This is a genomic window from Microbacterium sp. (genome assembly GCF_035277845.1).
In the GTDB taxonomy this organism is placed as follows: domain Bacteria; phylum Actinomycetota; class Actinomycetes; order Actinomycetales; family Microbacteriaceae; genus Microbacterium.
This window is the reverse complement of the sequence record NZ_DATEJS010000221.1, coordinates 1-23,256: the sequence shown is the minus strand read 5'-3', so window position 1 is coordinate 23,256 and position 23,256 is coordinate 1. Positions and strand designations below refer to the sequence as shown.

Below are 23,256 nucleotides of genomic sequence, written 5' to 3'. Positions count from 1 at the left end.
AGTCGTCCTGATCATCGTGATCGTGGTCGTGCTCATCATCGTCGCGGTGATCCTCGCGATCGTCGGCTCCCGCCGACGTCGCGACGAAGCCCACCGCGCGCAGGCCGCAGAGCTGCGAGACCGCGCCCGTGACTCCCAACTTGATGCGCAACAGCACCAGGTGGATGCCGCACGCGCGGAAGCCGCAGCCAAGCAGGCCGAGATCGACGCCGAGCGCCTCCGCGATCAGGCATCGGAGCGCCACGCGGCGTCGGAAGACGCCCAGGCCGAGGCGGCCCGCCAGAACGAGCACGCCGCGCGCGTCGATCCGGATGTCGACACGCGTTCCGGCCGACGCACCGCCGACGACGGCGCGGCCACGACCGCGGACCGCGATACAGCTCCGGCACGCGACACAGCGCCTGCGCGCGACACAGCGTCTGCGCGCGACACGCAAGACGTGCCGGCGCGCCGCGCGGACGGGGACGATTCGCGAAACGTCTAGTCGCCGGGGCAGCGGGTTCGCCGGGTGGGGGCGAACCTGCTCTCTCAGCTTCCGTGCGTGGCGGAGCGTCGGCGTCCCCCGACCTCGGCCGACGTTCGTCAGACTGGGACCATGACCGATCCCGTGCGCTCATGGGTGCTGCACGTCGATCTCGACCAGTTCATCGCTGCCGTCGAGGTGCTGCGCCGACCCGAGCTCGCCGGCAGACCGGTGATCGTCGGCGGCCGGGGCGATCCGACCGAACGGGCCGTGGTCTCCACCGCGTCGTACGAGGCGCGCGCGTTCGGCGTGGGATCGGGGATGCCGCTGCGCATCGCCGCGCGCAAGGCACCGGATGCCGTCATCCTGCCTGTCGACGCTCCGGCGTACACCGCGGCGTCGGAAGAGGTCATGGCCACGTTGCGCGCCCAGCCCGGGGTGGTCGTGCAGGTGCTCGGATGGGACGAGGCGTTCCTCGGGGTGCGCACCGCCGACCCCGAGGGGTTCGCGCGACGGGTGCAGCAGGCCGTGCTCGAACGCACGCGGCTGCACTGCAGCATCGGCATCGGCGACACCCTGGTGCGCGCGAAGAACGCGACCGACTTCGGCAAGCCGCGCGGCACCTTCCGGCTGACGGCGGAGAACTGGCGGGACGTCATGGACGACCGCCCGACGATCGCCCTCTGGGGGGTCGGATCCAAGATCTCGAAGCGGCTGGCGGCACACGGCATCCTGACCGTCGCGCAGCTCGCGGATGCGGACGAAGCCGTACTCGTCGCGGAGTTCGGCCCGAAGATGGGGCCGTGGTTCCGGCAGCTCGGGCGCGGCGACGGGTCGTCCGTCGTCGACGACACCCCGTGGGTGGCGCGCGGTCACGGACGCGAGATCACCTTCCATCGGGACCTCACCGATCGCGCCGACATCGAGCAGGCCGCGCGCGATCTGATCGAGCAGGTGCTCGAGGACGTGGTCGCGGAGGGGCGCCCGGTCGTCGGGGTCGGTCTCAAGGTGCGATACGCCCCGTTCGTGACCAAGACCCTGGTGCACAAGGTCGCGCCCACGTTCGACCGGGAGACGGTGCGGGCCGAGACGATGAAGCTGGTCGCCAGGATCGAACCGGATCGTCCGCTGCGCCTGCTCGGCGTGCGGGCGGAGATGGCGATGCCGGATGACGCCCGAGCAGGGCACACCCCGACCCGCAGCGGGTGGTGACAGCCTGCCCGGAACCAGCCGGTCCCCGGCGGGCTAGTGATCGTGGCGCCGGCGGGAGCGCGTCCGCGTCGCGGCCCAGATGAGGATCGCGAACGCCGCCCAGATCGGGGTCATCGTGATGACGAACGGTCGGATCGTGTCGCTGACCGAGTGCGAATGAGCGTCGAACGCGAAGAACACCAGGACGGTGCCCGTGGTCAGCAGGATGGCGGCCGCGCCGATCACCAGCTTCTGGGACCTCATGCGAGCGATTATCCCCACGCCGGTCGCCCCGCACCAGAGTGGGCCTCCACGCCGATGGATGCTGCGGTCCCGGACAGTATCGTCGAGCCGTGCGCTCCGTCCCCTCCACGCTCGATCCCGTATCTTCGACGTCAACGGGTGGGATCTCGCGTGCGGCCGCGGCCACTGCGCGCAGAATTGGACCATGGTGGAGATCTCGGACGACGACTTCGAGCGCATGGTGTCGGACGTGTTCGACGCTCTGCCCGATGACATGGTCCGTGGGCTCGAGAACGTCGGGATCGTCATCGAGAATCAGCCCATCGGGCAGCGGCCTCGGCTGTTCGGGCTGTACCGAGGGCATCCGCTGACGAAGCGCGGCGTCTACGGTTTCGGTGAGCTTCCCGACCGGATCACGTTGTACAAGAACACCATGCAGGAACAAAGCGCCGACCTCGACGCGCTGCGTACACGGGTGCGCATCACGCTCGTGCACGAGATCGGACACTACTTCGGCCTCGACGACACCCGGCTGCAAGAGCTCGGGTGGGCATAGCCCGCCGCGATCGCGGCGGCGGGACACCGGGCAGGAGGGCGTGGCGGACGACAGATTCATGTCGCGGGTGTTGCAAACTTCGCTGGTGCGGAAGTACTGGACGATTGTCGTGCTCATGGCCGTCGTATTCCTCGGAGGCTGCGCGGGTCAGATGGCGCCCTCGTCCGACGACCGCCAGACTCCCTCGACGATGGAGACCAAGATGACCGACGATGAAGCTCTTCCGCAGGCTGCCCCGGCCTTCGCTGCGCATTTCACGGACCCGGTCTACAACGACCCCGCCGGCGAGTTCGCGCCCTTCGGAACTGACGAAGGCGCGGACATGCTCGACGAGTGGGCTCACCGTCGCGACGAACTCCACCCGGACACGACGGTCGCCGACTTGATCGACGAGAGCGGGTTCGCCGATGTCGTCTCCGAACTCGACACCGAGGAGGGACCCGGAATCCCCATACCCGGAGGACAGGTGGACGCGGCGACGATCACCATCGGCGCTGGCTTCACGCTTCTGCGTTTGACCGGCCACATCGACGAGGCGGGGCGCCGGCTGACGCTCAAGGCGCTCGACGTGCTCATCCGCCGCTACGGGTCCCGGCCGGAACTCGTGCGCCAACGGGCCGACCTCGAGTCCTGGACCGGGTGAGTCGTACATGACTACAACGGCACCGTCGTCGTTCTGGATCTGCGCCGCCTGCGCGGTCGAGCATGCAGAGCGTACTGAGGTGTGCGCCATCTGCGCCGACGAGCGGCAGTGGGTGCCGGCCGAGGGGCAGATCTGGACGACCCTCGCCGACCTGCGCGACGCAGGCCAGCGCATCGAAGTCGTGGAGCGGGAGCCGGACCTCTGGGCGGTCCGCAGCAGCCCTGGCGTCGGCATCGGCCAGCAGTCCAAGCTGCTGCGAACGGATGCCGGTTGCCTGCTGTTCGATCCGATCGGGTACATCGACCAAGCAGGTGTGGATGCCGTGACGGCGGTGGGAAACGTGACGGCGATCGTCGCGAGCCACCCGCACATGTACGGTGTGCAGGTCGAGTGGGGGCGCGCGCTCGGCGCGTCGGTGCTCGTCGCCGAACAGGACCAGCAATGGGTCGCGCGGCCGGATCCGATCATCCGCACGTGGTCGGGCGACCTCGAGGTCCTTCCCGGAGTGACGCTCACCCAGCCGGGCGGCCACTTCCCGGGCAGCGCCGTCGCGCACTGGGCCGCCGGTGCCAGCGGCGAGGGAGTGCTTCTGGCCAGCGACACGATCTTCGCGAACCCCGATCGCACCTCGGTCAGCTTCATGCGCAGCTACCCGAACCGCATCCCGCTGTCCGGACGGGTCGTCGACCGCATCGCCTCGCACGTGGAGCGGTTCGCATTCGACCGGCTCTACGGGAACTTCGACAACGTCATCCCGTCGGACGCGCGGCGCATCGTGCGACGCTCGGCGGACCGGCACATCGGCTGGGTGAACGGCGATTTCGACCAACTCACCTGACAGAGCCGGCGGCGAGACGCGTCTACGCATCGCCGCTGCTGGATCCTCAGCGGAGGCTACTCGATGGGTGGTTTGCGCAGCTCCTTGATCCCGGTGCGACGTTTCTTCGCCTTCAGACGCTGTTCCGCCGAGCCTCGAGTCGCTTTTGTCGGTCGACGCGTCGGGGAAGGGGGCCGCAAAGCATCCGTCACCAGCGACGCGAGGCGGTCGCGTGCTGCGTCTCTGTTGCGCAGCTGCGCGCGATGCTCGGATGCCGTGACCGTCAGTACGCCGTCCACGAGGCGACCGCTCAGTCGATCGAGGATTCGGTCACGCTGCACCACCGAGAGGACCTTCGAGCCCGCCGCATCCCACGCGAGTTCCACGCGAGAGTCAGCAGTGTTCACCCCCTGGCCGCCGGGGCCGGAAGACCGGGAGAACCGCCACGACAGCTCAGACTCGGGGATCGTCAGCCCGGGTGCGATGCGCAGGCCGGGACGATGGGCGGCAGGCATGCTTCCATCATGCTCTTCCGAGGGGATGCACCCGACGGCGACGGATAGGGTGACGAGGTGACTGTGTCAGCTCCGCCGAGCCCCGCCCCTGCACCGCAGCCGGGCGCTGTCTACTTCATCGGGCGGGTGATTCTGCGACCGTTGTTCTGGGTGATGTATCGCCCGCGGATCGTCGGTCGAGGAAACGTGCCTGAGCATGGGCCGGTGCTGCTGGCGAGCAATCATCTCGCGGCACTCGACACCGTCATCATCCCGACATCCGCGGCCCGGCCCGTGCAGTTCCTCACCAAGGCGTCGTACTTCACGGGGACCGGAGTGCTCGGCCGGTTCAAGCGCTGGTTCTTCCGATCGATCGGTGGCGTGCCGGTGCATCGTGCGACCGGCCGCGACGCGCGCGCCGCGCTCGACGCAGGAAGCAGCATCCTGCGGGCGGGGAGTGTCTTCGCGGTGTTCCCGGAGGGGACACGCTCACGCGACGGCAGACTCCACGACGGTCATGGTGGCGCAGCATGGATGGCGCGGGACACCGGCGCCACAGTCGTGCCCGTCGGGCTGATCGGCACCGGCACTGCCAAGCCGCTGAGCCATCTGCTCCCGGGCCGGCCGCGTCTCGAGGTGCGCTTCGGTGAGCCGCTTGACTTCGCCGACCTCGACGGCGTACCGGACGGCAAGGCCCGCCGCGAGATGACCGAGCGCATCATGGTCGCCATTGCCCGCCTCAGCGGCCAGGAACGCTCCGGCAGCGTCAACGAAACGTCCCGGGACTGAGAGCCCTCGTCAGATCTTGACGAGAAATGCGCTCGCTCTCATCGTGATTGCGTGCGACCGTTTGGCGTTCGGGTGCCTCACGGATCGGGGTCCGGCGGAGGTGTTGGCTACGTCGACTTTCGCGGGGCGACCTTGACCCGCAAACCACCACCAGGCCGATGGCCGACCTCGAACAGTCCGATTTCGCGCACGAGTTCCGAGAGCTTCGCATAGCCCCAGTTGCGGGAGTCGAAGTCGGGTCGCTGTTTTCGCACGAGCGAGCCCACGGCGGCGAGGTCAGCCCATCCGTCTTCGAGAGATGCGCTGGAGATCGCAGCGCGGAGCACACCCACGAGTGCATTATCGGTGCGCAGTTTCGTCGAGGCGACGCGGGTTTTCGCGGCCGTGGTGTCGGCGGCATCACCCGCCGATGGTTCGTCGAGCACGTCGAGGTAAGTGAAGCGATCACACGCGTTGCGGAAGGCTTCGGGCGTCTTGCGCTCACCGAAGCCATAGACTGCTACGCCGTTCTCGCGGATGCGCGATGCCAGCCGTGTGAAGTCGCTGTCGCTGGAGACAATGCAGAACGCTTGGAATCGGCCCGTGTAGAGCAGGTCCATCGCGTCGATGATGAGCGCACTGTCAGTGGCGTTCTTGCCTGCGGTGTTCGCGAACTGCTGGATCGGCTGGATGACGTTTTCGCTCGCCGCGGTCTTCCAGTTGGTCAATTGCGGTTTCGTCCAGTCGCCGTACACCCGCTTGACTGATGCTGTCCCGTACTGGACGATCTCGGTCATCACCGCGGCGATGCGCACCGGAGAGACGTTATCTGCGTCGATGAGGACGGCGACGAGGTCATTCTGCTTGGCCACGGACACAGCATGGCAGATCGTCGACGACCACTAATCCGTGCTGGCTGCGGCCACCTTCGCCGAGATCGTCGAGGGTCTTGGCGTCGAGGGCGGCGACGTCCTCGGCGAGGCGCGCCGCGTTGGCCGCGGCGAGTCCGGCGGCCTGCGCGAATCCCGTGATCCATTCGTCGGGTCGGGGGGGCCGAAAGGTGGTGAGCCCCGCGATGTAGCCCTCGATCCACGATGAGGAGATGCTCTCTGACCGGATCAGCAGGTGGTTCAAGTAGGCGGCGCGGGGCCCGTCCCATCCGCCCCGCCGTCGGGAAGGTAAAGGTCGAGAGAGCGCATCATCACTGTCAGCAGCTCGCGGAGTGTTTCCTGCTGCGACGGATTGAGGCCCCCGTCGTAGCGGGTGCTGTCTCGGGTGGCCTGCTGAACCTGCTGAAGGATGGCGGTGCCCTCGGGTGTGATCCGGCACTCCAGGATCCTGCCGTGCTCGGGGTGGGGAGAGCGACTGATCAAGCCGCGTTCCAGCAGACCGGCGATTGCCGCAGACATCGATTGCGGAGTCACCCCCGATCGCGCGCTGAGGGTCGCTCCGGACAGCCCCTGGGGCTGCGCGACGTCCAGAATCGCGAGTGCTGAGAGCTGGGACTGCGTCAACGCGAACTCGCGCAGATCATCGTCCAGCCGCTGCGACAGTGCACCGTTCACGCGTCGAAGCAGGTAGGGCAACCGTCGCCCGAAGTCCTCAGCCATGGTCTCCCCTTCGTCCGCGATCTCCTGATAATATCAGGTGCCTTACATTATTCGCGGTGCGCTCCCTTCGCAAAGCGCCCAACGATCGGATTCCTTCATGAAACTCGCTTCCGTACGCCTCATCACCGCCCGCCTCGACGAACTCGTGGAGTTCTACGAGCTCGTCACCGGCGCGACGTTCGAACGCCCCAGCCCTGTGTTCGCCGAACTGGTCACAGTCGGCGGCACGCTCGCCATCGGCGGCGACGCCACGCTTCCTCTCTTCCCTGGCACGGGATTGACCGTCGCGTCCAACACCAGCGCGATCCTCGAGTTCCAGGTCCCCGACGTGGATCAGGAACGAGACCGCCTCGGCGACCGGGTGCAGGTGCTGCAGGAGCCGACGACGATGCCGTGGGGAAACCGCGCCATGATGCTCGCCGACCCCGACGGGAACCGCGTCAACCTCTACGCCCCGTATACGGAAGAGGCAAAGGCGCGCTTCGCCGGACGCTAGTCGTCAGGCCCGTCGATGGCGTCGCTCGGGTGTGGCGCGTCAGTCGAGCATCGTGATGGCCTGACGGAGATCGTCGAGGGCTGTCAGCATGCAGTCGACGAGCGCCGACGCGTCGGTGTTCTCCGTGCTTATCCATTGGTCGAAGCCTCGCTTGAGGGCGAGGGCTCCGAGTTCGGCGGCCAGGTCGGCGGTCGGTTCCGGAACTCCCCGAGCAACCAGCGCGGCTCTCATGGATGCGGCCAGTCCGACGTTCTTGAGTGCATCGCGTTCCTGCAGTTCGATACTGGCCGCGACGGCGCTCTTGATTCGAAGCCCCAGCGCGTGGTTCGCGGGTCCCATGGCGCCCGCCGCGCGCTCCAGGCCGGCCGCCGTCGCGTCGAGCGGCGTGGCCGCTGGAGGGGCATCCGCGATCCCTTCGGCCAGGAGGCGGCTGAGCGTCTCCTGGCCGGCGGCCAGCACCTCCCGCTTGTCGGGGAAGTGACGGTGAAACGTGCTTCTCGTGACTCCGGCGCGCTCGGCGATCTGGGAAACGGTCGTCGCGTCGTACCCCTGCTCGCTGAACAGGCCGACCGCAGCGACGACGAGCCGCTCTTTCGCTCCAGGTTCCCATCGCGCCATGCTCCCAGCCTAGGTGATGCAACAGGTGTCGCATCAAGTGTAGTAGAGTGATGCGACACCTGTTGCATCACCGTCGAGGAGAACCATGCATGTCTTTGTCACCGGTGGTACCGGCACCATCGGCTCTGCCGTCGTCGCCGACCTGCAGGACAACGGTCACACCGTCCTCGCACTTGCCCGGTCGGACAGCTCCGAGCGGGCATTGAGGGAGGCAGGAGCTGGGGTCCTGCGCGGCGCGCTGGCCGACCTCGATGTCCTGCGGGCAGGCGCAGCGCAGTCCGACGGCGTGATCACTCTGGCGTTCGGGAGCGTCTTTGCGGGTCCCGACGAACTCGCCGCCGCCATCGCGGAGGCCGACGCGGCCATGTCGGCGCTGGGTGAAGCCCTGCTCGGCACCGACCGGCCGATCGTGACCGTCGCGGGAACGCCGTCCGTGCCCGGCCGCGCCTCCACAGAGAACGATCCGCTCGGGCTCGATGGCCCGGTCGCCGGCCGCGCCCGATCGGTCAACGCGTTGCTTGATCTCGGTTCGCGCGGCGTGCGTGCCAGCGCGGTCCGGATGCCGCGCACCGTCCACAACGATGGCCTGGGCGGGTTCGCGGGCGTGCTGACCGAACGAGCCCGCCGCACGGGCGTCGCCGGATATCCCGGGGACGGCACCCAGCGGTGGCCGGCTGTACACGCACGTGACGCGGCGACCCTGCTCCGCCTCGCGCTCGAGAAGGCACCCGCGGGCACCTCCTGGCACGCCGTCGCCGACGAGGGCGTCGCCGTCCGCGACATCGCCACCGTGATCGGTCGTCGACTGGCCCTTCCGGTCCATCCCGTACCCACCGAGACCTTCGGTCCCCTCGGGCCCGTCTTCGCCATGGACCAGCCCGCATCCAGTGCGCACACCCGCGAGGCTCTCGGTTGGCAGACGACTCATCCCAGCCTTCTCGAGGACCTGGAAAACCTCCAGCCCTGACGTGTGCGAACATCTCGAGCCTGCGCGCTCGTCGATCTGCACGGTGTGTCGCGGTTAACTGTGCCAGTAGATGTGCCAGCGGCGGCGCAGTTACCGGAGCGGCTCGCGCTCCGGCCTTGGACCGCTTGAGGAACGCCTCGGCAGTCACCGCCAATTCGGTGCCGAAGTCTGCCGCGTGCAGCCGGCCACAGCGTGACGGCGACAGCGACGACGACCGCGGCGGCATCCGCGGGCGCGTCCACAGAGCGTTCAGTGCTTCGCTCACGTCCCGCCGCGCCGCCTCACGAGGGGGGAGCTATCAGCTTCGTGAACCGCGGCGATCGGCTTCCGTCGTATGCGATGGTCGAGTGGATCGATTTACTGAGAATTAGTATACGGCAGGTGTATACTGGCTCTCAGTAAGGAGGTTTCGTGGTCACCGACATCGACATTGTTCGGACGATCGAGCGCGCCCCACTGCGGACTGTGCGGTATGTGGACCTTCGCGCGCTCGGCACCAACGTGTGGCGCAATGTTGACCGACTCGCCGAGCAGGGGGCTGCTACCCGCCTTGCTCATGGCGTGTACACGGTGCCTCCGGACGGGCGCGACGGTCGAACGTGGCGTCCCACCATCGAAGCGGCGGGCCTCGCGGTCGCGACCGCGCGTTTCGGGAACCGCAACGCGGTCCTCATGGGGCTCGGCGCTGCGCGCCATTGGGCTGCCATCCCGCGTGCGATCGGCGTTACCACGGTGGCGGTTCCGGAGGCAGGGCGGCCGCCGGTCGAGCTGGACCGGGGCGGCCGCGTCTACATGATCCCGCGCGACGTCGAACGCCTCGATGCGGTTCTTGACCGGACCGAGCTGGGGCCCGCGCTCGTCACTACCCCGGCGCAGACTATCTACGACCTGACGATGAAGCCCGCTCAGGGTGGGATGCCCAACGAGGCAGCGGCGGCCGTTCGCAATCTGCGAGCACAGGTCCGACCCGAGGATCTGAACGCGATCGTGAACGCGCACGGGCGCGCGAACGCGGCACTGCGGACGATGCTGGACGAGATGACCGAGGAGGCGCGGCGTGGCGCAGCGGGATGAAGCCAATGGATGGCGATCAACTTGAGGGCCCCTAACGCTGGCCGGCCGCCGCCATCGGAGCGGTCCGCTTGCTCAGGGCTTCAGGATCGCGACGTCTTCCCGCAGCCGCTTGTTCTCCGCCTTCAACTGGCGGATCTCGGCATGCTCTGAGTAGCCGTGCCTTGATCTGCGCGCGTGGCGCTGGCTATGCTCCTCGATCGTGATCTATCAGGACCCTCTTGCATATCTGCTCGGCATCGAAGGGTCCGCTCTGCTCGACGCATGGGCCGGTGACCACGATCAAGCCTTCGTCGAAGACCGGGTCGCCGAGATCCGCCGATTGCTCGCCGACGGGAAACTCCAGAACCGCGGGGTGCTCGCGGAGCGCGTGGCCGCTGACGTCAGCTATCAGCAGCAGGCGTCCGACTACGACGCGAATGCGGGCGGTGGCCTCTTCGCGATCGACGAGCCGATCATCAACGAATGGCTGGCACACCGCGAGGTCGGCGTCGCCCTGGATGCCGCGTGCGGCACAGGGCGATTCGCGCGGATTCTCGCCGACCACGGCCACACCGTGATCGGCGTCGACGGGTCACCGGACATGCTCGAGCTGGCCCGCGAGCGCGTCCCGGAGGGCGAGTTCCAGCTGGGGTCAGTCGATCGGCTGCCTCTCGCCGACCGATCGGTCGATGTGGTCGTCTGCGCACTCGCGCTCGTTCACGTGAGTGATCTCGGCCCGGTGTTCGCCGAGTTTGCCCGCGTGCTGCGCCCCGGCGGCGCGCTCCTCATCTCAGACGTACATCGCGAGCTCACCACGATCGGCTCGGGCATCAAGGGTCTAGGACCCGACGGCGAGCGCCGCCTCGCCCCGGCATTCCGGCATCCCCTCGGCGACTATCTTCGGGCGGCGCTCGCCGTCGGGCTCGAGCTGCGCGGCTGCGAGGAGCCCGCCCTCTACTGGGACGATTCGCCGCTGCCGAGGCCGAGCACCGAGATCGGCGACTGGCCGGCGTGGCCATGGTCTCTGATGGCATACGTGCCTGAGGCGACGCGCGCAGTCTCCGGCCGTCCGCAGCTGCTCCTCCTGCACTTCGCTCAGCCTGCGTCATGAGCCTGCGCCCTGCCCCCCGGTCCTGAGCTGCGGCCCGCTCTGGCAGGGCGGACACATCGGCGTGAAATCAGGCCCGAAAGCGCACCGATTTTCCACTTAACCCACAAAAAAGTCCTGAGCCGCGACTCGTTCGTAAACGATGTCGCGACTCAGGACAGGTAACTGTGCCAGTAGATGTGTCACGCGCAGGCGCGGCACTGGGATGCGTCGTGTCGTGGTCTCGGACGAGCAGCCGAGGCTCGCGGATCCCGAACTCGAACTCGTGGGTGAGGAGGTAGGGGAACGGGAATGCTTCGCTCGGCGCGCTAGCCGAGACCTCGGGTCTGAGCGTGGGGTCGCAGCTGGCCGAGATGATCGTAGCCCGGGACCGCCGGCCCTACCTTCGGCGCCCGCCTAGCCGTGTCGCCTGCGCCGACCCTGTTGCTCCGTTCGGTCAGGGTGACCAGCGCGAGATGGCGGTCGGCTGTCCAGCAGATGAGGCGCCCGCGCTGGTCCTTCGTGCGGCCGAGGATGCCGGCGTCCGCCAGCTCGATCAGCGCGCGGTGGGCGGCTGTCGTGGACACTCCATGGCGCTTCGCGGCACCCTCCACGGTGAGGACGGGTTCAGTCGCGAGTGACGCGAGAATGCGGAGCACAACCGCATCTCGGCGGGGGACGGCCGGCGCGATGCTCTGCTCGCGCCGGAAGGCGATGAGATCGTCGAGGGATCTGGCATCGAGTTCCGCGACGTCATCGGCCAGGCGTACCGCGTTGCCGGCAGCCAGCTCGGTCGCCCGCGCAAATCCGACGATCCAGTCGCCGAGTCGAGACGGGTCTGCGCGGAAAGCGGTGAGTCCGGCGATGTACGTGTCGGTATCACCGGCGAACACGGTGCTGATCGGGATGATGACATTGCGCAGTGCATCCGCTCGGTACAGCACCGTGTGGATGAGCGCGCGGCCGGTGCGGCCGTTGCCGTCGATGAACGGGTGGATTGTTTCGAACTGGGCGTGCGCGATCGCCGCTCGCACGACTGGGTTGCCGCTTGTCTCCGTGACGAAGCCGGCGAGGTCGGCGACGAGCCGTCTCACTTCAGTCTCGGGCGGGGGAACGAACTCGGCCCGGAGCGGACTCCACCCCGGTCCTCCGACCCAGTTCTGCTCGGTCCGCAAGCCGGCCTCGAGAGAGGGCTCGATGACGTGCTGCAGTTTCTCGATGTCGCGTGTAGTGATGGTCTTTGATGGATCGGCGAGCTCGGCGATCGCATCCTCGGTTGCGCGCACGTTGCCGATGACGTCGAGCGCGACGCGGGGGCCGGCGTTCAGTGCTTCTGCGATCGCGAGGCGCTTGGGTGTCACCCGGTTGCCCTCGATCCACGACGAGGAGATGCTCTCCGATCGGATCAGCAGGTGGTTGAGGTAGGCAGCTCGTGTCCCGATGCGTTCGTCTGCACGTGCAAGAACAGCGAGGGCGTCCTCTGCCGCGGTCTGAGCTTCTGCGCTGATCGATGGCAGGCGTGTGCCGAGCTCGTCCGGTACGTAAGCATGGTAGCGGCCCGGGGCACGGTCCCGTCGACTGAGTTGGCCCTCGTCTTGTGGGTTCCACAGGCGTTCGACGAAGTGAGGCATCGGTCCACCCCTAAAGTTGTCTGGCTCGAGATCAAATTAACTTTAGCGTGCTTAAGGTTGATCCGCAGGTGATGTCGGCAAGGTTCGCTTGCTGAGGGCTTGCCGGCTAAGGCCGGACCAAGTCGAGAGCATCGCCCATGACACGTCATTCGACCGCAATGCGCGGACCAAGCCGTCCCGTTCACGGAGCAGAGCGCTCTCGGCGCGATGAAACCTGTCGAGCTGCCGCGAGATGTCCCGCAATCGGCGCAGTCCCTCGTCGCGGCCACCCCACTCTGATTCCAGTTGGCCGGCCGCGGCACTAGCCGCTTCGTTGGCCTCCCGTTGCCGGCGATACGCGGCGTCGCGGGCGACCTTTGCCTTCGAGTACCTGCCTCGAGTCATGCAACCTGGTTTACACCGGATCCCAGACATTGCAAGGGGTCGGGAGAGTGTCACTTCAAAGTGCCTGCGTGCATCGTCTCTGTTACTCGATAACCTCTGCTACTGCATCGGTCGCCTCACTAGCGTGCTCCGTCTCGAAGTCGTGTCGCGGATTCGAGCCGCGCTCGGAGGTGCTCGAACCGTGGGCGCGCGTCACAGCTACTTGCTACTCGCGGCCCCGGCGCGTCCTCAGACCTGGAAGAACATCCCTGCCAGTACGACATACGCGACGGTGCTGATCCCGGCCGCCCAGCAGAGTGGCCAGAGGATGGTGGACACGGGCTTGCCCGCGCCTACGCGGATTGCAACGCTGAGACCGACGATGAGCAGGGCGAGCGCGGGAACGGCGATCAGGATGCCGTACAGGGCGATACCACCGAAGCCGTCCCAGAGCGTGTTCGCCGTGCCGCCGAGGCATCCGGGATGAGTAGTGCCCCTTAACGTGGTGTAGTTCGCGGTGGCCCGTCTCGTCGTAGACGTGGGCGCGGTCACCGTGTTGTCCCTTCGAGGAATCTCCTACAACCCACTCGAAAGGCATCTTCACGATGACCGCACCTCATATTGTCGCCCCTGCACGGGTGTTCGTGGCCCGTGCTGCGGTTGTCATGGGTTGCGCGCTGGAACGGATTCGGGTGCGTACGTCAGGACGGTGGCACCGCCTGTGGCGTAGTTGGGTACATCCTCCTGCACCGCTCTTCCCTCAGGGGATGCTAGAGCTGCGCCGAGCGCCTCCGCGGATGGGAACGTAGCCTCGAAGATCGCGTATACCGGCCCTCCCTCGGCGTCCAGGTTTAGGGCGAACTCCATGTCGCGGACACCTGGGAGTCTCCCGACCAGCGGAAGATGCGTTTGACGGTAGTGACGTTCGAACGCGGACCGGTCGGTCGGGGTGGGGTAGACCACAAGAAGCTTGTGCATGTGTGATTCTCTGTTCGTGATGCGAATCGGCTCTCTGTCTGCGCTGATGGTCCGCAGAGAGCCGGATCTCGGGTGCGGTGGGTTTATGTCTCAGTCGCTGCTGAGATCTTCGAGTAGGAACCTGGCGCCTTGCTCCCCGATGAGGATCGCGGGGGCGTTGGTGTTTCCTGTTGTGACTGTCGGCATGATCGAAGCGTCGATCACTCGCAGGCCCGCGATGTGGTGCGTGCGCAAACGCGAGTCGACCACAGCGTTCGAATCGGTTCCCATCCGACACGTACCGACCTGGTGGTGGTATGTGATCGCGGTGCGGCGGACGTATTGCTCGAGATCCTCGTCAGCCACTTCCGAGCCCGGGTACAGCTCGCGGGCTCCCCATGCTCCAGCGAGCGCGGGCTGCCTGCCGACTGAACGACACTGCCGCACGGACGCGACCAGGGACTGTACGTCGTCTTGTTCGGCGAGTGCTTGCAGGTCGATTTCGATTGGATCTTCAAGGCCGGGACCGGTGATCTGGAGGCGGCCGCGGCTCTTCGGCGTGACGATTCCCGCCATCAAGGAGAAGCCCCATCCGGCATTGGGCTCGAGGTCTTCGCTGAACATGGGTACAGAGAAGTTGATGGGCTGAGTGTCCGGCACATCCAGGTCGGAGCGACTCTTCCAGAACGCGTGCGACTGAGTGGCGGACATGCCGTCGGCCGGCGGGTCGACCACGAGCTCGGTGGTGAAGATCACGGGGGCCAGGAGGTGGTCGTGGAGGTTCTCCCCTACCCCTGGGGCGTCCAGGACGACGGGGATGCCGAGGCCGGCGAGAAGCTCCGCGGGGCCGATTCCCGATCGTTGCAGGATGGCCGGAGAGTCAAGGGCGCCGGCGGCGAGGACGACCTCGTCTGCGCGCCGCTCCATCTCTTCGCCGTCACGGCGGTAGCGCACTCCGACGGCCCGGCCGTTTTCGACGATGACCGAGTGCACGTGAGCACCAGTGAGTATCTGCAGCCGATCGCGCACCGGCGCCAGATACGACATCCAGGTGTTTACCCGTCGCCCGTTGCGGATGGTGACCTGCTGTTGGGAGATCCCGTCCTGATGGTCTCCGTTGTAGTCGGGATTGCGGTTGAGGCCCTCCTCCACGTACGCGTCGATGATGGATGCCTGGATCGGCGCGAGGGCGTAGTCGCCGGTTACGGGCAGTAGCCCGGACGTGCCGCGTAGGCCGGATGGCGCACCGACGTATTCCTCGATTGCTTTGTAGACGGGCAGGACCTCGTCCCACGACCAGCCTTCATTGCCGAGCTCGGCCCAGTGGTCGAAGTCGGACGGGTTCCCGCGCACCCAGATCATCGCGTTGAGAGCATGGGAGCCCCCTAGGACCTTGCCTCGCGGCAGGTGCAGGCGCCGTCCGGCGGCGTGTTCCTGCGGCACGGTGTAGTAGTCCCAGTCGTTGGGGCCGTGCCACAGTTCGACGAGCCGGGCCGGGTCGTGGATGGCGGGGTTGGTGTCTTCTCCGCCCGCTTCCAGGAGCGTGACGTCGACTCCCGCGTCGACGAGGCGGCGTGCGACGACAGAGCCGGCCGAACCGGCTCCGACGACGATGACGGTCTTCTTTGACATGCGTGGTGTTCTTTCTGGTCAGTAGCTGTGACCTGCGTTACGGACACGGACTTGAGCCGCTCGATGCCGAGGACAGCGTGCTGGCCCTGCACCCGCGGTCCAGGAGTGCGGCGCCGTCGAGCGACGGTTTCGTCCCAGGCATGGACGGGTCTCCTCTCCCTTGACGTCCGGGTTGCGTGCGCGCGCGGCGCCTCAGCGCATCACCGGCACCCGGCGGGTGAAGCCGACGTAGCCGCTGTCGGCAATCTGGGTGCAATGCTCGCGGAATGCTCCTACGCCCCCGAGGTACGGCAGCACGATGCGCGGCTTGCCGGGGACGTTCGCGCCGACGTACCAGGAGGTGGCTTTGCGGTAGACGGTGCTGTCGGCGACCTGGGCGGCGTGCTCGATCCAGTCGCGCTCGGCTTGGGGGTCGGCTTCCATGCGGGTGATTCCTTCGGCATCGGCGTCGCTGATCGCACGGATGATCCACTCGACGTGCTGCTCGATGGAGACGAACATGTTGCTGAGCACCGCGGGGCTCTGCGGCCCGGTGACCAGGAACAGGTTGGGGAACCCGGCGACCATCAGGCCGAGATAGGCGCGCGCACCGTGTCCCCATGCGTCCTTCATGCTCACCCCCTCTGCGCCGATGATGTCGATCGCTGTGGGGGTGCCGGTGAAGGCGTCGTACCCGGTCGCAAAAACGATCGCGTCGAGTGGGATGACTTCGTTGGAGGTCTCGATGCCGTCGGGCATGATTCGTCGGATCGGAGTTTCGCGCAGGGCAACGAGGGAGACGTTGTCCTGGTTGAAGATCTCGTAGTAGCCGCCGTCGACGCAGGCGCGTCGCGTCCCGAATGGGGATCCCGATGGGATCAGCTTCTCGGCGATGGAGAGGTCCTTCACCCTAGATCGGATCTTGTCGGCGAGGAACTCGTGCACCTGCTGGTTAGCGTCGTCGTCGACCAGCACGTCGTTGAAGATGCCGAAGTATGTGAAGGGCCGCCCCGTCGCATAGACCTCCTCCAGAATCTGCCGTCGCTCCTCCGCCGGCACATCCATGGTGTTGCGTCCTGTCTGCGGGGCGAGGAGGCCATCCGGCGTCGTGCGGGCCTTCGCACGGATTGAGGGGTAGTCCGCCTTCGTATCGGCGATCTCCTCGGGTCGCAGTGGTCGGTTGAACGAGGGCACGCTGTAGCTGGGAGTGCGCTGCAGCACGTAAAGGTGGCCGGCGTCCTTGGCGATCTCCGTGGATACCTGTATGCCGGAGGACCCGGTGCCGATCACCGCGACCCGCTTGCCCGCGAACGAGACCGGTTCAGTCGGCCAGTCTGCGGTGTGGTAGCTCTCTCCGCGGAAGGACTCCACACCGGCGATGTCGATCCGCTTGGGCGTGGAGAGCGCGCCGGTGGCCAGGACCACCCACTGGGCGGTCATCGTGTTGCCATCGGACAGCGTCGCTGTCCACTTGTCCCGCTGTGCGTCGAATCGGAGGCCGTTCACCGAGGTGTCGAAGCGGATGTCGCGGCGCAGATCGAACTTGTCGGCCACGTGCCGGGCGTACGCGAGGATCTCTGGTTGCGCCGCGTACCGCTCAGTCCACGTCCATTCCTGCTGCAACTCCTCGTCCCACGAGTAGGAGTAGTCCAGGCTCTCGACGTCGCAGCGCAACCCCGGGTAGCGGTTCCAATACCAGGTCCCACCCACATCCGAGCCGCGCTCAACGGCGACGACTGTCTTGCCGTCGCGGCGCAACTGGGCCAGGGCTGCCAGCCCCGCGAAGCCTGTGCCGACGACGAGAACATCAACCTGCTGCACAGCGCTCATGCCGCCACCTCCACTCCGAGGCGAGCCTGCGTGAACGAGACGACCTCCGCAATCGCTTCCCGTCCTTCGCTGAGCATGAACGCAAACAGTGGCCAGTCATGCACCATGCCAGGCCACACGCGCAACCGCACGTCTACTGCCGCTTCGGCCGCTCGCGCGGTCAGGCGCAGCGAGTCGGACAGCAGGATCTCGCTCTCCCCGTGATGAATTGACAGCGGCGGGAGACCTGTCAGATCCGCGAACACAGGGGATGCACCCGGGACGCTCGGGTCGACACCAGCCAGGTAGTGCGCAGCCGCGGCAGAGAGCCCCTCAACGTTCAGGCTCGGGTCGTCGTCGGCTTTGCTTTGCACGGTCGCGCCGGACAGGGTCAGGTCCGTCCACGGCGAGATCAGAAACGCCCCCGCAGGCAGGTCCGTCCCCTCGTCCCGAAGCCGTGTCAGCGTCGCGACCGTCAGGCCGCCGCCCGCCGAATCTCCGCCGACCACGATCTGATCGGCGGAGAAGCCCTCTTCCAGTAGGCCTCGGTACGCGGCAACGGCGTCGTCCAATGCGGCCGGAAACGGGTGCTCGGGCGCGAGCCGGTAATCAGCGGAGAACAGCGCTACTCCCGCCTGTGCGGCGATGGAGGCCGCCAGTTGCCGGTAGCCGGCTGCCGAACCGAGCGTGTATCCGCCTCCGTGGAGGTAGAGCAGCACATTCTTGCCCGGTCCGTCCGACCACAGACCGGGGACGCCGTTGATAGTCCGGGGCGTGGTCTGTAGCGAGTCGTCTTGCGGGAAGGACCCGAGAAGCCCATCGAAGTTCACCCGCTCAATGGTCGGTGGTGCAGTGAAGTCGACGCCCCCTTGGGACAGAGCATCTCTAAGCTGGGCGATCTCCTGCGCGGTCATCGCGGATCCTTCCGATCGGGCCGCCACTTCTTCGTGGCCGAACATGCCCGCGATCTAGGATTCGCCGCTAGGGCCTACCGGGTATCGGAATCCACGGCACGGGGATGCGAATCCCCTGCACGCTCGGCCCGCTGTTGCTCGGCGCTCCAGGCTCCCGGGGTGACCCCGAAGCGTTCCCGGAATTGCCGACCGAAGTAGCCGTGATCCGCGAAACCCCACCGTGTGGCCACCTGCGTCACCGTCAGCTCGCGCATCCTGGGATCGGCCAACTCACGCCTGGCGCCGAGCAGGCGGCGCTCTTTGATCCAGGCGCTGACGCTCACCCCGGTGAGGCTGAACACGTTATACAAATGCCGCACGGACACGTAGTGGGCGTCCGCGATCGACGCAGGATCCAGGTCGGGATCTGCCAGGTGCTGATCGATGTGACGCAGCACCCGCAAGAGCAACACGGTTCGCTCCGCCCGCTCGCCGACGGCGGACACCTCCAGCTGCTCCGCCACGAACGCCGAGACCAGATCGAGGAAGTTCTGCGCGACCAGCTCGCCCGAGGTCCCCAAGAGCACCTGCGGGTTCGCTGCCAGGCCGTGCACGTAGGAGCCCATTACCGCTCCAAGTCCCTGGTGCTCGCCAAGCGGGTGCGCGGTGAGCTCACCAGGGATCCCGGCTGGCAATGACAGTGCGGTCTTGGGGAACATCGCCACGATGAACCGGTAATCCGTCGCGAACTCCAGCTCATAGGGCCTGCCCGTGTCGTACACGGCAATCGATCCGGGGGCCAGGTGGAGCTCCCGGTCGTCCTGGCGCATCACACCCTGACCGTGCACCTGGAAGCTCACCTTGTAGTAGTCGCGGGCGACCCCGGTGATCCGATCCGGAGCCCGCTCGACCCGGTGCGGGGATGCCGTAATGTCGGTGAGCCGGAGCTCGGACCGGCCCACTGCGGCGATACGGCCGCCGAATTCTCGTCCCCGCTCGGGCACGACTCGCAGCGGCGGGAAGAGCGCGTCGACGAGCGTGCGCCACCGTGAGAGAGCTTCGGGGCGGCCGGCGTTGAACTCCAGCGACACCGGGGCGACGGGCTGCAACGTCATCATCGACCTCCTCGTCGACGTGTTTCGCCGGACCTCGGGACCGGCGCGGGTATCTCATTCTACGATCGCCAGCTACACGCGGCTTCCGATCTGGCCGCTGCGAGGACCCGTCGACCCAGTCTCGCGGCCTCGATGTCGGCCGGTCCGCAGGCTTCGTCTCGTCTGTGTTCGCCGACGCGGCGGGCGCCGGCACGGGTGAGCGCTTTCGTCGAGTTCTCGCTCCCGCGCGAGTAAGTCTGGGCGTGGCTGCTGTCTCCCATCCCGAACATCGCGTGGCGCAGCACGCTCATGCGTGCGAAACACCGATTCCGTGTTGACATTCGTGCTTTGCCGCCCCGACGACTCTCGCGAAGAGCTCGAATGTGTATGACCAGTCGGCCGTCACCTTGCGGGACGACAGGCCGGAGCCCCTCCCCATGCAGCGTTGCCGCCGGTCACGCGCACGATCCAGTCTTGACGTAGGGCGACGAAGGGGCGGACTGACGTACAAAACAGGTTCGCATGCGGGAGCGGCTTCTGGCGAGTCGCAGACAGCGCGACGATCGTCAGGGGATGAGCATGGTTGTCGTTGCGCGTACGAAGACTGCGACAGCGACGGATATCCGGGCGCCACCAGTGCCGGCTCGGCCTCGACCGCGTGCGTCCTGTCCGCGACGAGATCGATCCAGGAGTGCGACGCCTGCCGGCTGAGCTCGAAGTCCCGGCCCGCCACTGAGACCCCGTCGCGTCGTCACCTCGGCCTGTGCCGACGCTCCGATAGCCGCGCATTGAGCGATCACGGGCGGCGCAGCTCCAGGACCGTGGAATACCGCAGCACCGGAGCGCAGCGGAGGAGCGAGGATATGCCGCGAAAGCCCGGCGCGGAGTCGCGCGTGATCGCTACACTCTCGCGGACGGAGGGCTGGCATTACGCGCCCGAATCTTTGTTCGGCAGATAGGTGCAGACCGCGCCGGTCCCATAGGCGACGAGTTCGTGGCCGTCGACCGCGCAGTCCCAGCCATTCGGCGGGAAGGCGTGCGTCGACCATGATGCTCGGCGTTCTGGCTCAGGGTTCGACGCCGAACACACGCAGCAGCGCGGCTCTCGGGATCATCCGCCGCGGCCCCAGCTGGACGCTCGGAATGGTGCCTCGCTCGACCCCGGCCTTGATCGTCCGGTACTCGACACCGACCAGATCCGCTGCGTCCTTGTACGTCAGGGCGAGTGAGGTCTCCGAATGATTCATGATCGCTACCGCCTTCCATGAGCCATCTGTGACAGCGGTAGCCCACACGATAGCACCGATTGAGCCATAAATGTCATGGCTGCATCATGACATGTGTTGCTCAGAGCGACCTGCCCTGCGATACTGACGGCCATGGCGACCATGCAGGCTGAGAACGTGAGCGCGGAGCGCGTGGTGCTCGGCAACGGCGTGAGCGTGCCGCGCTCGTGGACCGTGATCGTCCGCGAGGAGCCGGGAGTCGCGGGCGGCATCCGACTTCACGTCGAGTACGACGAAATCCTCGGCCGGACTGCCGCTGTTGCCGTGACGGTCGAGCGCGGTGGCGCCGGCGACGAGGTGACGAGCCTGACGCTGCGGGAGGTTCGCGTCCAATCCGCGCTTCAGCTGAGCGGCCTGTATGTCTCGGCTGTTGCCGACCGTTCGGGTGACACACTCACTGGCGCGGACTTCGTCCACAGGATGCGTGAGCGCTCTGGGCGGACAACCATGGAGAGCGTCGCGGATGCAGCGACGACCTATCGGCTGGCGACAGCTGTGAATCTTCCACCGCTGAAGACCGTCGCCGAGTGCCTGGGAGTCAGCCAGAGCACGGCCACCCGTCTGATGAATCGTGCGAGGGTGGATGGGATGGCATCCGATGTTCGGCTTCCGGGCGCGGACGCGACCGGACCCTTCGTCGGCGAAGTAGGTCGCGACGGGCCATCGATGAGCTGAGGATGTGCGGCCATGGTGCGGCGGGTGAATCACGAAGGCACGCTGTCTGCCTATCAGACACCGTCAGGGGAGACCCGATACCGCATCGCGTACTGGACCGCGCGACCTGACGGCGAACTGGTCCGCTTGTTCCGGCGGGGATTCGAGACCGAGCGGTTCGCGAGAGAGACTCTCGAAGGGCTGCAGGTCGACATCCGTCGGGGCGTCCACATCGAGGAGACCCGCGAAACACTCAACTCGTACTCGTCGAAGTACTTCGACGGACTGCGAGTGCGGTCGACCACACTCGCCGGCTACCGCAAGCACTATCGAGTACACGTCGAATCATCATCGATCGGGCGGACGCCTCTCGCCGACATCACCAAAGACCAACTGAACCGCTACTACCGGCAGCTGGAGCGCGACGGACGCAAGGATCGAGGGCACGTTGGTGAGCCCCTCGGCGCCGCGACGATTCGGCACATCCACGTGCTGGTCTCGCAGATCCTCCAACACGCCCTCGAGGACGGTCTGGTTCGTCTCAATGCGGCCAAGCGCGCGTCCCCGCCGACGAAGCTCGAGGCGGCGCCGCCTGAGATGACCACGTGGTCGGCAGAGGATGCCCGACTCTTCCTCGACTGGTCCGAGTCGAGTGGGGACTACCTGTGGCTGGCATGGCTCACGCTGCTCGGCACGGGAATGCGCCGTGGCGAGCTGCTCGGGCTCCGCTGGAAGGACGTTGATCTCGATAACAACGTGATCACGATCGCCCGAGCGATGTCGTATGTGAAGGAGGCCGGCAAGAAGCCGGTCATCGACTTCCACGCGACCAAGAGCGGGCGAGTCAGGAACGTCGACATCGACGCGCGGCTCGCCGACGCCCTGCGCGCGAAGCGTGAGATGCTGCGCGCGGTCGCGCCGGAGTTCGCACGAGGGGAGCAGCTGATCTTCTGCAATCGCTACGGGCGTCCACACAACCCGACACAGTTCTCGCGACAGTGGCGAGAGCGGGTCTCGAAGGCTGTCGAGGCGCACCCTGATCTGGATGCGCTGCACCTCCACGAGTTGCGCCACACCCATGCGACATTGCTGCTGCGGGCCGGCGTTCATCCGAAGATCGTGTCGGAGCGGCTCGGGCACGCGGATATTCAGACGACGTTGAACACGTACTCGCACGCAGTGAGGACCCTTCAGCGGGGCGCTGCGGATCTGGTTGGCGAACTGCTTGCACCCCATGCCGCGGGGGGGCCCGAACTCATCGATTGAGCGTCTCTGCCAGCCAGCAATCGGGCGCGGACTGGGTCGGAGATCCTATTGCAGTTGACGCACCCTCACCGGGCACTTCACCCTGCGGGTCTTACGGGGATCAGCGAACGCGGCATCGCATGGACAGTGTTCGCGGCTCGGAAGCGGACGGCGAAGGACCGGCTTGCGTTCGCGGCGCGCCCTGAGGCCTGCGGGCCTCGCGTCAGGTGCGCGAGCCTGGCCCGGCTCCTGCCACCACCAGCGCCGAAGCGCCGAGTCGGGGCCGCAACGCCTTCGCGGCGGCTGGCGCTCGGCACCGGCGAGCAGTGACGATCGACCAGGACGACGGATCCACTCGTGCCCGGGCCGTGTGGTAGCAGTCGTGCGATGCATGCCCCAATAGCATTGGTGTATGTCATACCCGTTCGAGGACCTCCACGAGGACCAGTTCGAACGTCTCGTCGTCGAGTGCGCACGCTACCTCTTTGGCGCCGGAGTTCAGGAGTTCGCGAAGGGCCCGGACGGCGGGCGGGATGCGCGCTTCCACGGCGTGGCTGAGCGGTTCCCTAGCACCGCCGGCCCATGGGGTGGAATCACCGTTATTCAAGCGAAGCACACGAACGCGCTCAATGCCCACTTTGCCGAAGGCTCATTCAGCGGCGCCAAGAAGAGCTCCGTACTGTCGGAAGAGATCGCGAGAATCAAGT

At 66.8% G+C, this 23,256-nt stretch carries 26 protein-coding genes and 1 pseudogene; 13 read left to right on the top strand and 14 right to left on the bottom strand.

The window, feature by feature from the left end; genetic code table 11:
* Positions 1-22 precede the first annotated feature (22 nt).
* A complete protein-coding gene (locus VJR25_RS09375) occupies positions 23-484 on the top strand; it encodes a hypothetical protein (protein ID WP_324114708.1) in 462 nt (153 codons plus the stop codon).
* 111 nt (positions 485-595) lie between these two features.
* Positions 596-1,675 carry a DNA polymerase IV gene (locus tag VJR25_RS09370; RefSeq protein WP_324114707.1) on the top strand — a complete coding sequence of 360 codons (1,080 nt, stop codon included), beginning with the start codon at positions 596-598 and terminating at the stop codon, positions 1,673-1,675.
* Positions 1,676-1,708: 33 nt separating this feature from the next.
* Here the strand turns inward: VJR25_RS09370 and VJR25_RS09365 are convergent, their stop codons facing one another.
* The gene (locus VJR25_RS09365) at positions 1,709-1,918 is read right to left on the bottom strand and encodes a hypothetical protein (RefSeq protein WP_324114706.1); all 210 of its coding nucleotides are present in this window, start codon (positions 1,916-1,918) and stop codon (positions 1,709-1,711) included.
* A 184-nt stretch (positions 1,919-2,102) separates the two neighbouring features.
* Here VJR25_RS09365 and VJR25_RS09360 point away from each other — a divergent pair, with 184 nt between their 5' ends.
* From VJR25_RS09360 to VJR25_RS09350, 3 genes are read left to right on the top strand one after another with little or no spacing between them, the layout of a single operon-like run.
* Positions 2,103-2,453, top strand: a complete 351-nt coding sequence (locus tag VJR25_RS09360; protein ID WP_324114705.1) for a metallopeptidase family protein — start codon at positions 2,103-2,105, stop codon at positions 2,451-2,453.
* A 40-nt stretch (positions 2,454-2,493) separates the two neighbouring features.
* Positions 2,494-3,096 (top strand): hypothetical protein, encoded by a 603-nt coding sequence (locus VJR25_RS09355; RefSeq protein ID WP_324114704.1) that lies wholly within the window; start codon positions 2,494-2,496, stop codon positions 3,094-3,096.
* Between the two features lie 7 nt (positions 3,097-3,103).
* On the top strand, positions 3,104-3,934 hold the full coding sequence (locus tag VJR25_RS09350; RefSeq protein ID WP_324114703.1) for a hydrolase: 831 nt from the start codon (positions 3,104-3,106) through the stop codon (positions 3,932-3,934).
* 56 nt (positions 3,935-3,990) lie between these two features.
* On the opposite strand, the gene arfB is transcribed toward VJR25_RS09350, so the two are convergent.
* Complete coding sequence (gene arfB / locus VJR25_RS09345) at positions 3,991-4,428, bottom strand: alternative ribosome rescue aminoacyl-tRNA hydrolase ArfB (protein ID WP_324114702.1); 438 nt, start codon at positions 4,426-4,428, stop codon at positions 3,991-3,993.
* A gap of 57 nt (positions 4,429-4,485) precedes the next feature.
* Between arfB and VJR25_RS09340 the strand changes: the two genes are divergently transcribed.
* A complete protein-coding gene (locus VJR25_RS09340) occupies positions 4,486-5,196 on the top strand; it encodes a lysophospholipid acyltransferase family protein (protein ID WP_324114701.1) in 711 nt (236 codons plus the stop codon).
* Positions 5,197-5,303: 107 nt separating this feature from the next.
* Here VJR25_RS09340 and VJR25_RS09335 read toward each other — a convergent pair whose 3' ends face one another.
* The 3 genes from VJR25_RS09335 to VJR25_RS09325 are packed head-to-tail and all read right to left on the bottom strand — an operon-like array spanning position 5,304 to position 6,785.
* On the bottom strand, positions 5,304-6,047 hold the full coding sequence (locus VJR25_RS09335; protein WP_324114700.1) for an NYN domain-containing protein: 744 nt from the start codon (positions 6,045-6,047) through the stop codon (positions 5,304-5,306).
* A complete protein-coding gene (locus VJR25_RS09330; RefSeq protein ID WP_324114699.1) occupies positions 6,031-6,309 on the bottom strand; it encodes a hypothetical protein in 279 nt (92 codons plus the stop codon). Before VJR25_RS09330 ends, VJR25_RS09335 begins: the two co-directional genes overlap by 17 nt.
* Complete coding sequence (locus VJR25_RS09325) at positions 6,306-6,785, bottom strand: MarR family winged helix-turn-helix transcriptional regulator (RefSeq protein ID WP_324114698.1); 480 nt, start codon at positions 6,783-6,785, stop codon at positions 6,306-6,308. Before VJR25_RS09325 ends, VJR25_RS09330 begins: the two co-directional genes overlap by 4 nt.
* A gap of 37 nt (positions 6,786-6,822) precedes the next feature.
* On the opposite strand from VJR25_RS09325, the gene VJR25_RS09320 reads away from it, so the two are divergent.
* Positions 6,823-7,281 (top strand): VOC family protein, encoded by a 459-nt coding sequence (locus VJR25_RS09320; protein WP_324114697.1) that lies wholly within the window; start codon positions 6,823-6,825, stop codon positions 7,279-7,281.
* A 39-nt stretch (positions 7,282-7,320) separates the two neighbouring features.
* On the opposite strand, the gene VJR25_RS09315 is transcribed toward VJR25_RS09320, so the two are convergent.
* A complete protein-coding gene (locus tag VJR25_RS09315; protein WP_324114696.1) occupies positions 7,321-7,899 on the bottom strand; it encodes a helix-turn-helix domain-containing protein in 579 nt (192 codons plus the stop codon).
* 85 nt (positions 7,900-7,984) lie between these two features.
* Between VJR25_RS09315 and VJR25_RS09310 the strand changes: the two genes are divergently transcribed.
* The 3 genes from VJR25_RS09310 to VJR25_RS09300 all read left to right on the top strand — a co-directional run bounded on the left by VJR25_RS09310 (position 7,985) and on the right by VJR25_RS09300 (position 11,030).
* Positions 7,985-8,866, top strand: coding sequence for an SDR family oxidoreductase (locus tag VJR25_RS09310; protein ID WP_324114695.1), 882 nt, complete (start codon positions 7,985-7,987; stop codon positions 8,864-8,866).
* A gap of 411 nt (positions 8,867-9,277) precedes the next feature.
* Positions 9,278-9,940, top strand: coding sequence for a hypothetical protein (locus VJR25_RS09305; protein WP_324114694.1), 663 nt, complete (start codon positions 9,278-9,280; stop codon positions 9,938-9,940).
* Positions 9,941-10,139: 199 nt separating this feature from the next.
* Complete coding sequence (locus tag VJR25_RS09300) at positions 10,140-11,030, top strand: class I SAM-dependent methyltransferase (RefSeq protein WP_324114693.1); 891 nt, start codon at positions 10,140-10,142, stop codon at positions 11,028-11,030.
* 305 nt (positions 11,031-11,335) lie between these two features.
* Here VJR25_RS09300 and VJR25_RS09295 read toward each other — a convergent pair whose 3' ends face one another.
* From VJR25_RS09295 to VJR25_RS09260, 8 genes are all read right to left on the bottom strand, one after another.
* Positions 11,336-12,637, bottom strand: a complete 1,302-nt coding sequence (locus VJR25_RS09295; RefSeq protein ID WP_324114692.1) for a Fic family protein — start codon at positions 12,635-12,637, stop codon at positions 11,336-11,338.
* Positions 12,638-13,249: 612 nt separating this feature from the next.
* A complete protein-coding gene (locus VJR25_RS09290; RefSeq protein ID WP_324114691.1) occupies positions 13,250-13,552 on the bottom strand; it encodes a hypothetical protein in 303 nt (100 codons plus the stop codon).
* A 111-nt stretch (positions 13,553-13,663) separates the two neighbouring features.
* Positions 13,664-13,978, bottom strand: a complete 315-nt coding sequence (locus tag VJR25_RS09285; RefSeq protein WP_324114690.1) for an EthD family reductase — start codon at positions 13,976-13,978, stop codon at positions 13,664-13,666.
* Positions 13,979-14,068: 90 nt separating this feature from the next.
* The gene (locus VJR25_RS09280) at positions 14,069-15,589 is read right to left on the bottom strand and encodes a GMC family oxidoreductase (protein WP_324114689.1); all 1,521 of its coding nucleotides are present in this window, start codon (positions 15,587-15,589) and stop codon (positions 14,069-14,071) included.
* Between the two features lie 192 nt (positions 15,590-15,781).
* Positions 15,782-17,398 carry an NAD(P)/FAD-dependent oxidoreductase gene (locus VJR25_RS09275; RefSeq protein WP_324114688.1) on the bottom strand — a complete coding sequence of 539 codons (1,617 nt, stop codon included), beginning with the start codon at positions 17,396-17,398 and terminating at the stop codon, positions 15,782-15,784.
* Positions 17,395-18,291, bottom strand: a complete 897-nt coding sequence (locus VJR25_RS09270) for an alpha/beta hydrolase (RefSeq protein WP_324114687.1) — start codon at positions 18,289-18,291, stop codon at positions 17,395-17,397. Before VJR25_RS09270 ends, VJR25_RS09275 begins: the two co-directional genes overlap by 4 nt.
* A gap of 74 nt (positions 18,292-18,365) precedes the next feature.
* The gene (locus VJR25_RS09265) at positions 18,366-19,388 is read right to left on the bottom strand and encodes a helix-turn-helix domain-containing protein (RefSeq protein ID WP_324114686.1); all 1,023 of its coding nucleotides are present in this window, start codon (positions 19,386-19,388) and stop codon (positions 18,366-18,368) included.
* 1,043 nt (positions 19,389-20,431) lie between these two features.
* A complete protein-coding gene (locus VJR25_RS09260) occupies positions 20,432-20,611 on the bottom strand; it encodes a helix-turn-helix domain-containing protein (protein ID WP_324114685.1) in 180 nt (59 codons plus the stop codon).
* A 132-nt stretch (positions 20,612-20,743) separates the two neighbouring features.
* Here VJR25_RS09260 and VJR25_RS09255 point away from each other — a divergent pair, with 132 nt between their 5' ends.
* The 3 genes and pseudogenes from VJR25_RS09255 to VJR25_RS09245 form a co-directional block, all read left to right on the top strand.
* Positions 20,744-21,325: a hypothetical protein gene (locus tag VJR25_RS09255; RefSeq protein WP_324114684.1), complete on the top strand. Its 582-nt coding sequence runs from the start codon at positions 20,744-20,746 to the stop codon at positions 21,323-21,325.
* A gap of 12 nt (positions 21,326-21,337) precedes the next feature.
* The gene (locus VJR25_RS09250; protein WP_324114683.1) at positions 21,338-22,570 is read left to right on the top strand and encodes a site-specific integrase; all 1,233 of its coding nucleotides are present in this window, start codon (positions 21,338-21,340) and stop codon (positions 22,568-22,570) included.
* A 391-nt stretch (positions 22,571-22,961) separates the two neighbouring features.
* Positions 22,962-23,256: pseudogene (locus tag VJR25_RS09245) on the top strand (hypothetical protein); the annotation flags it as partial.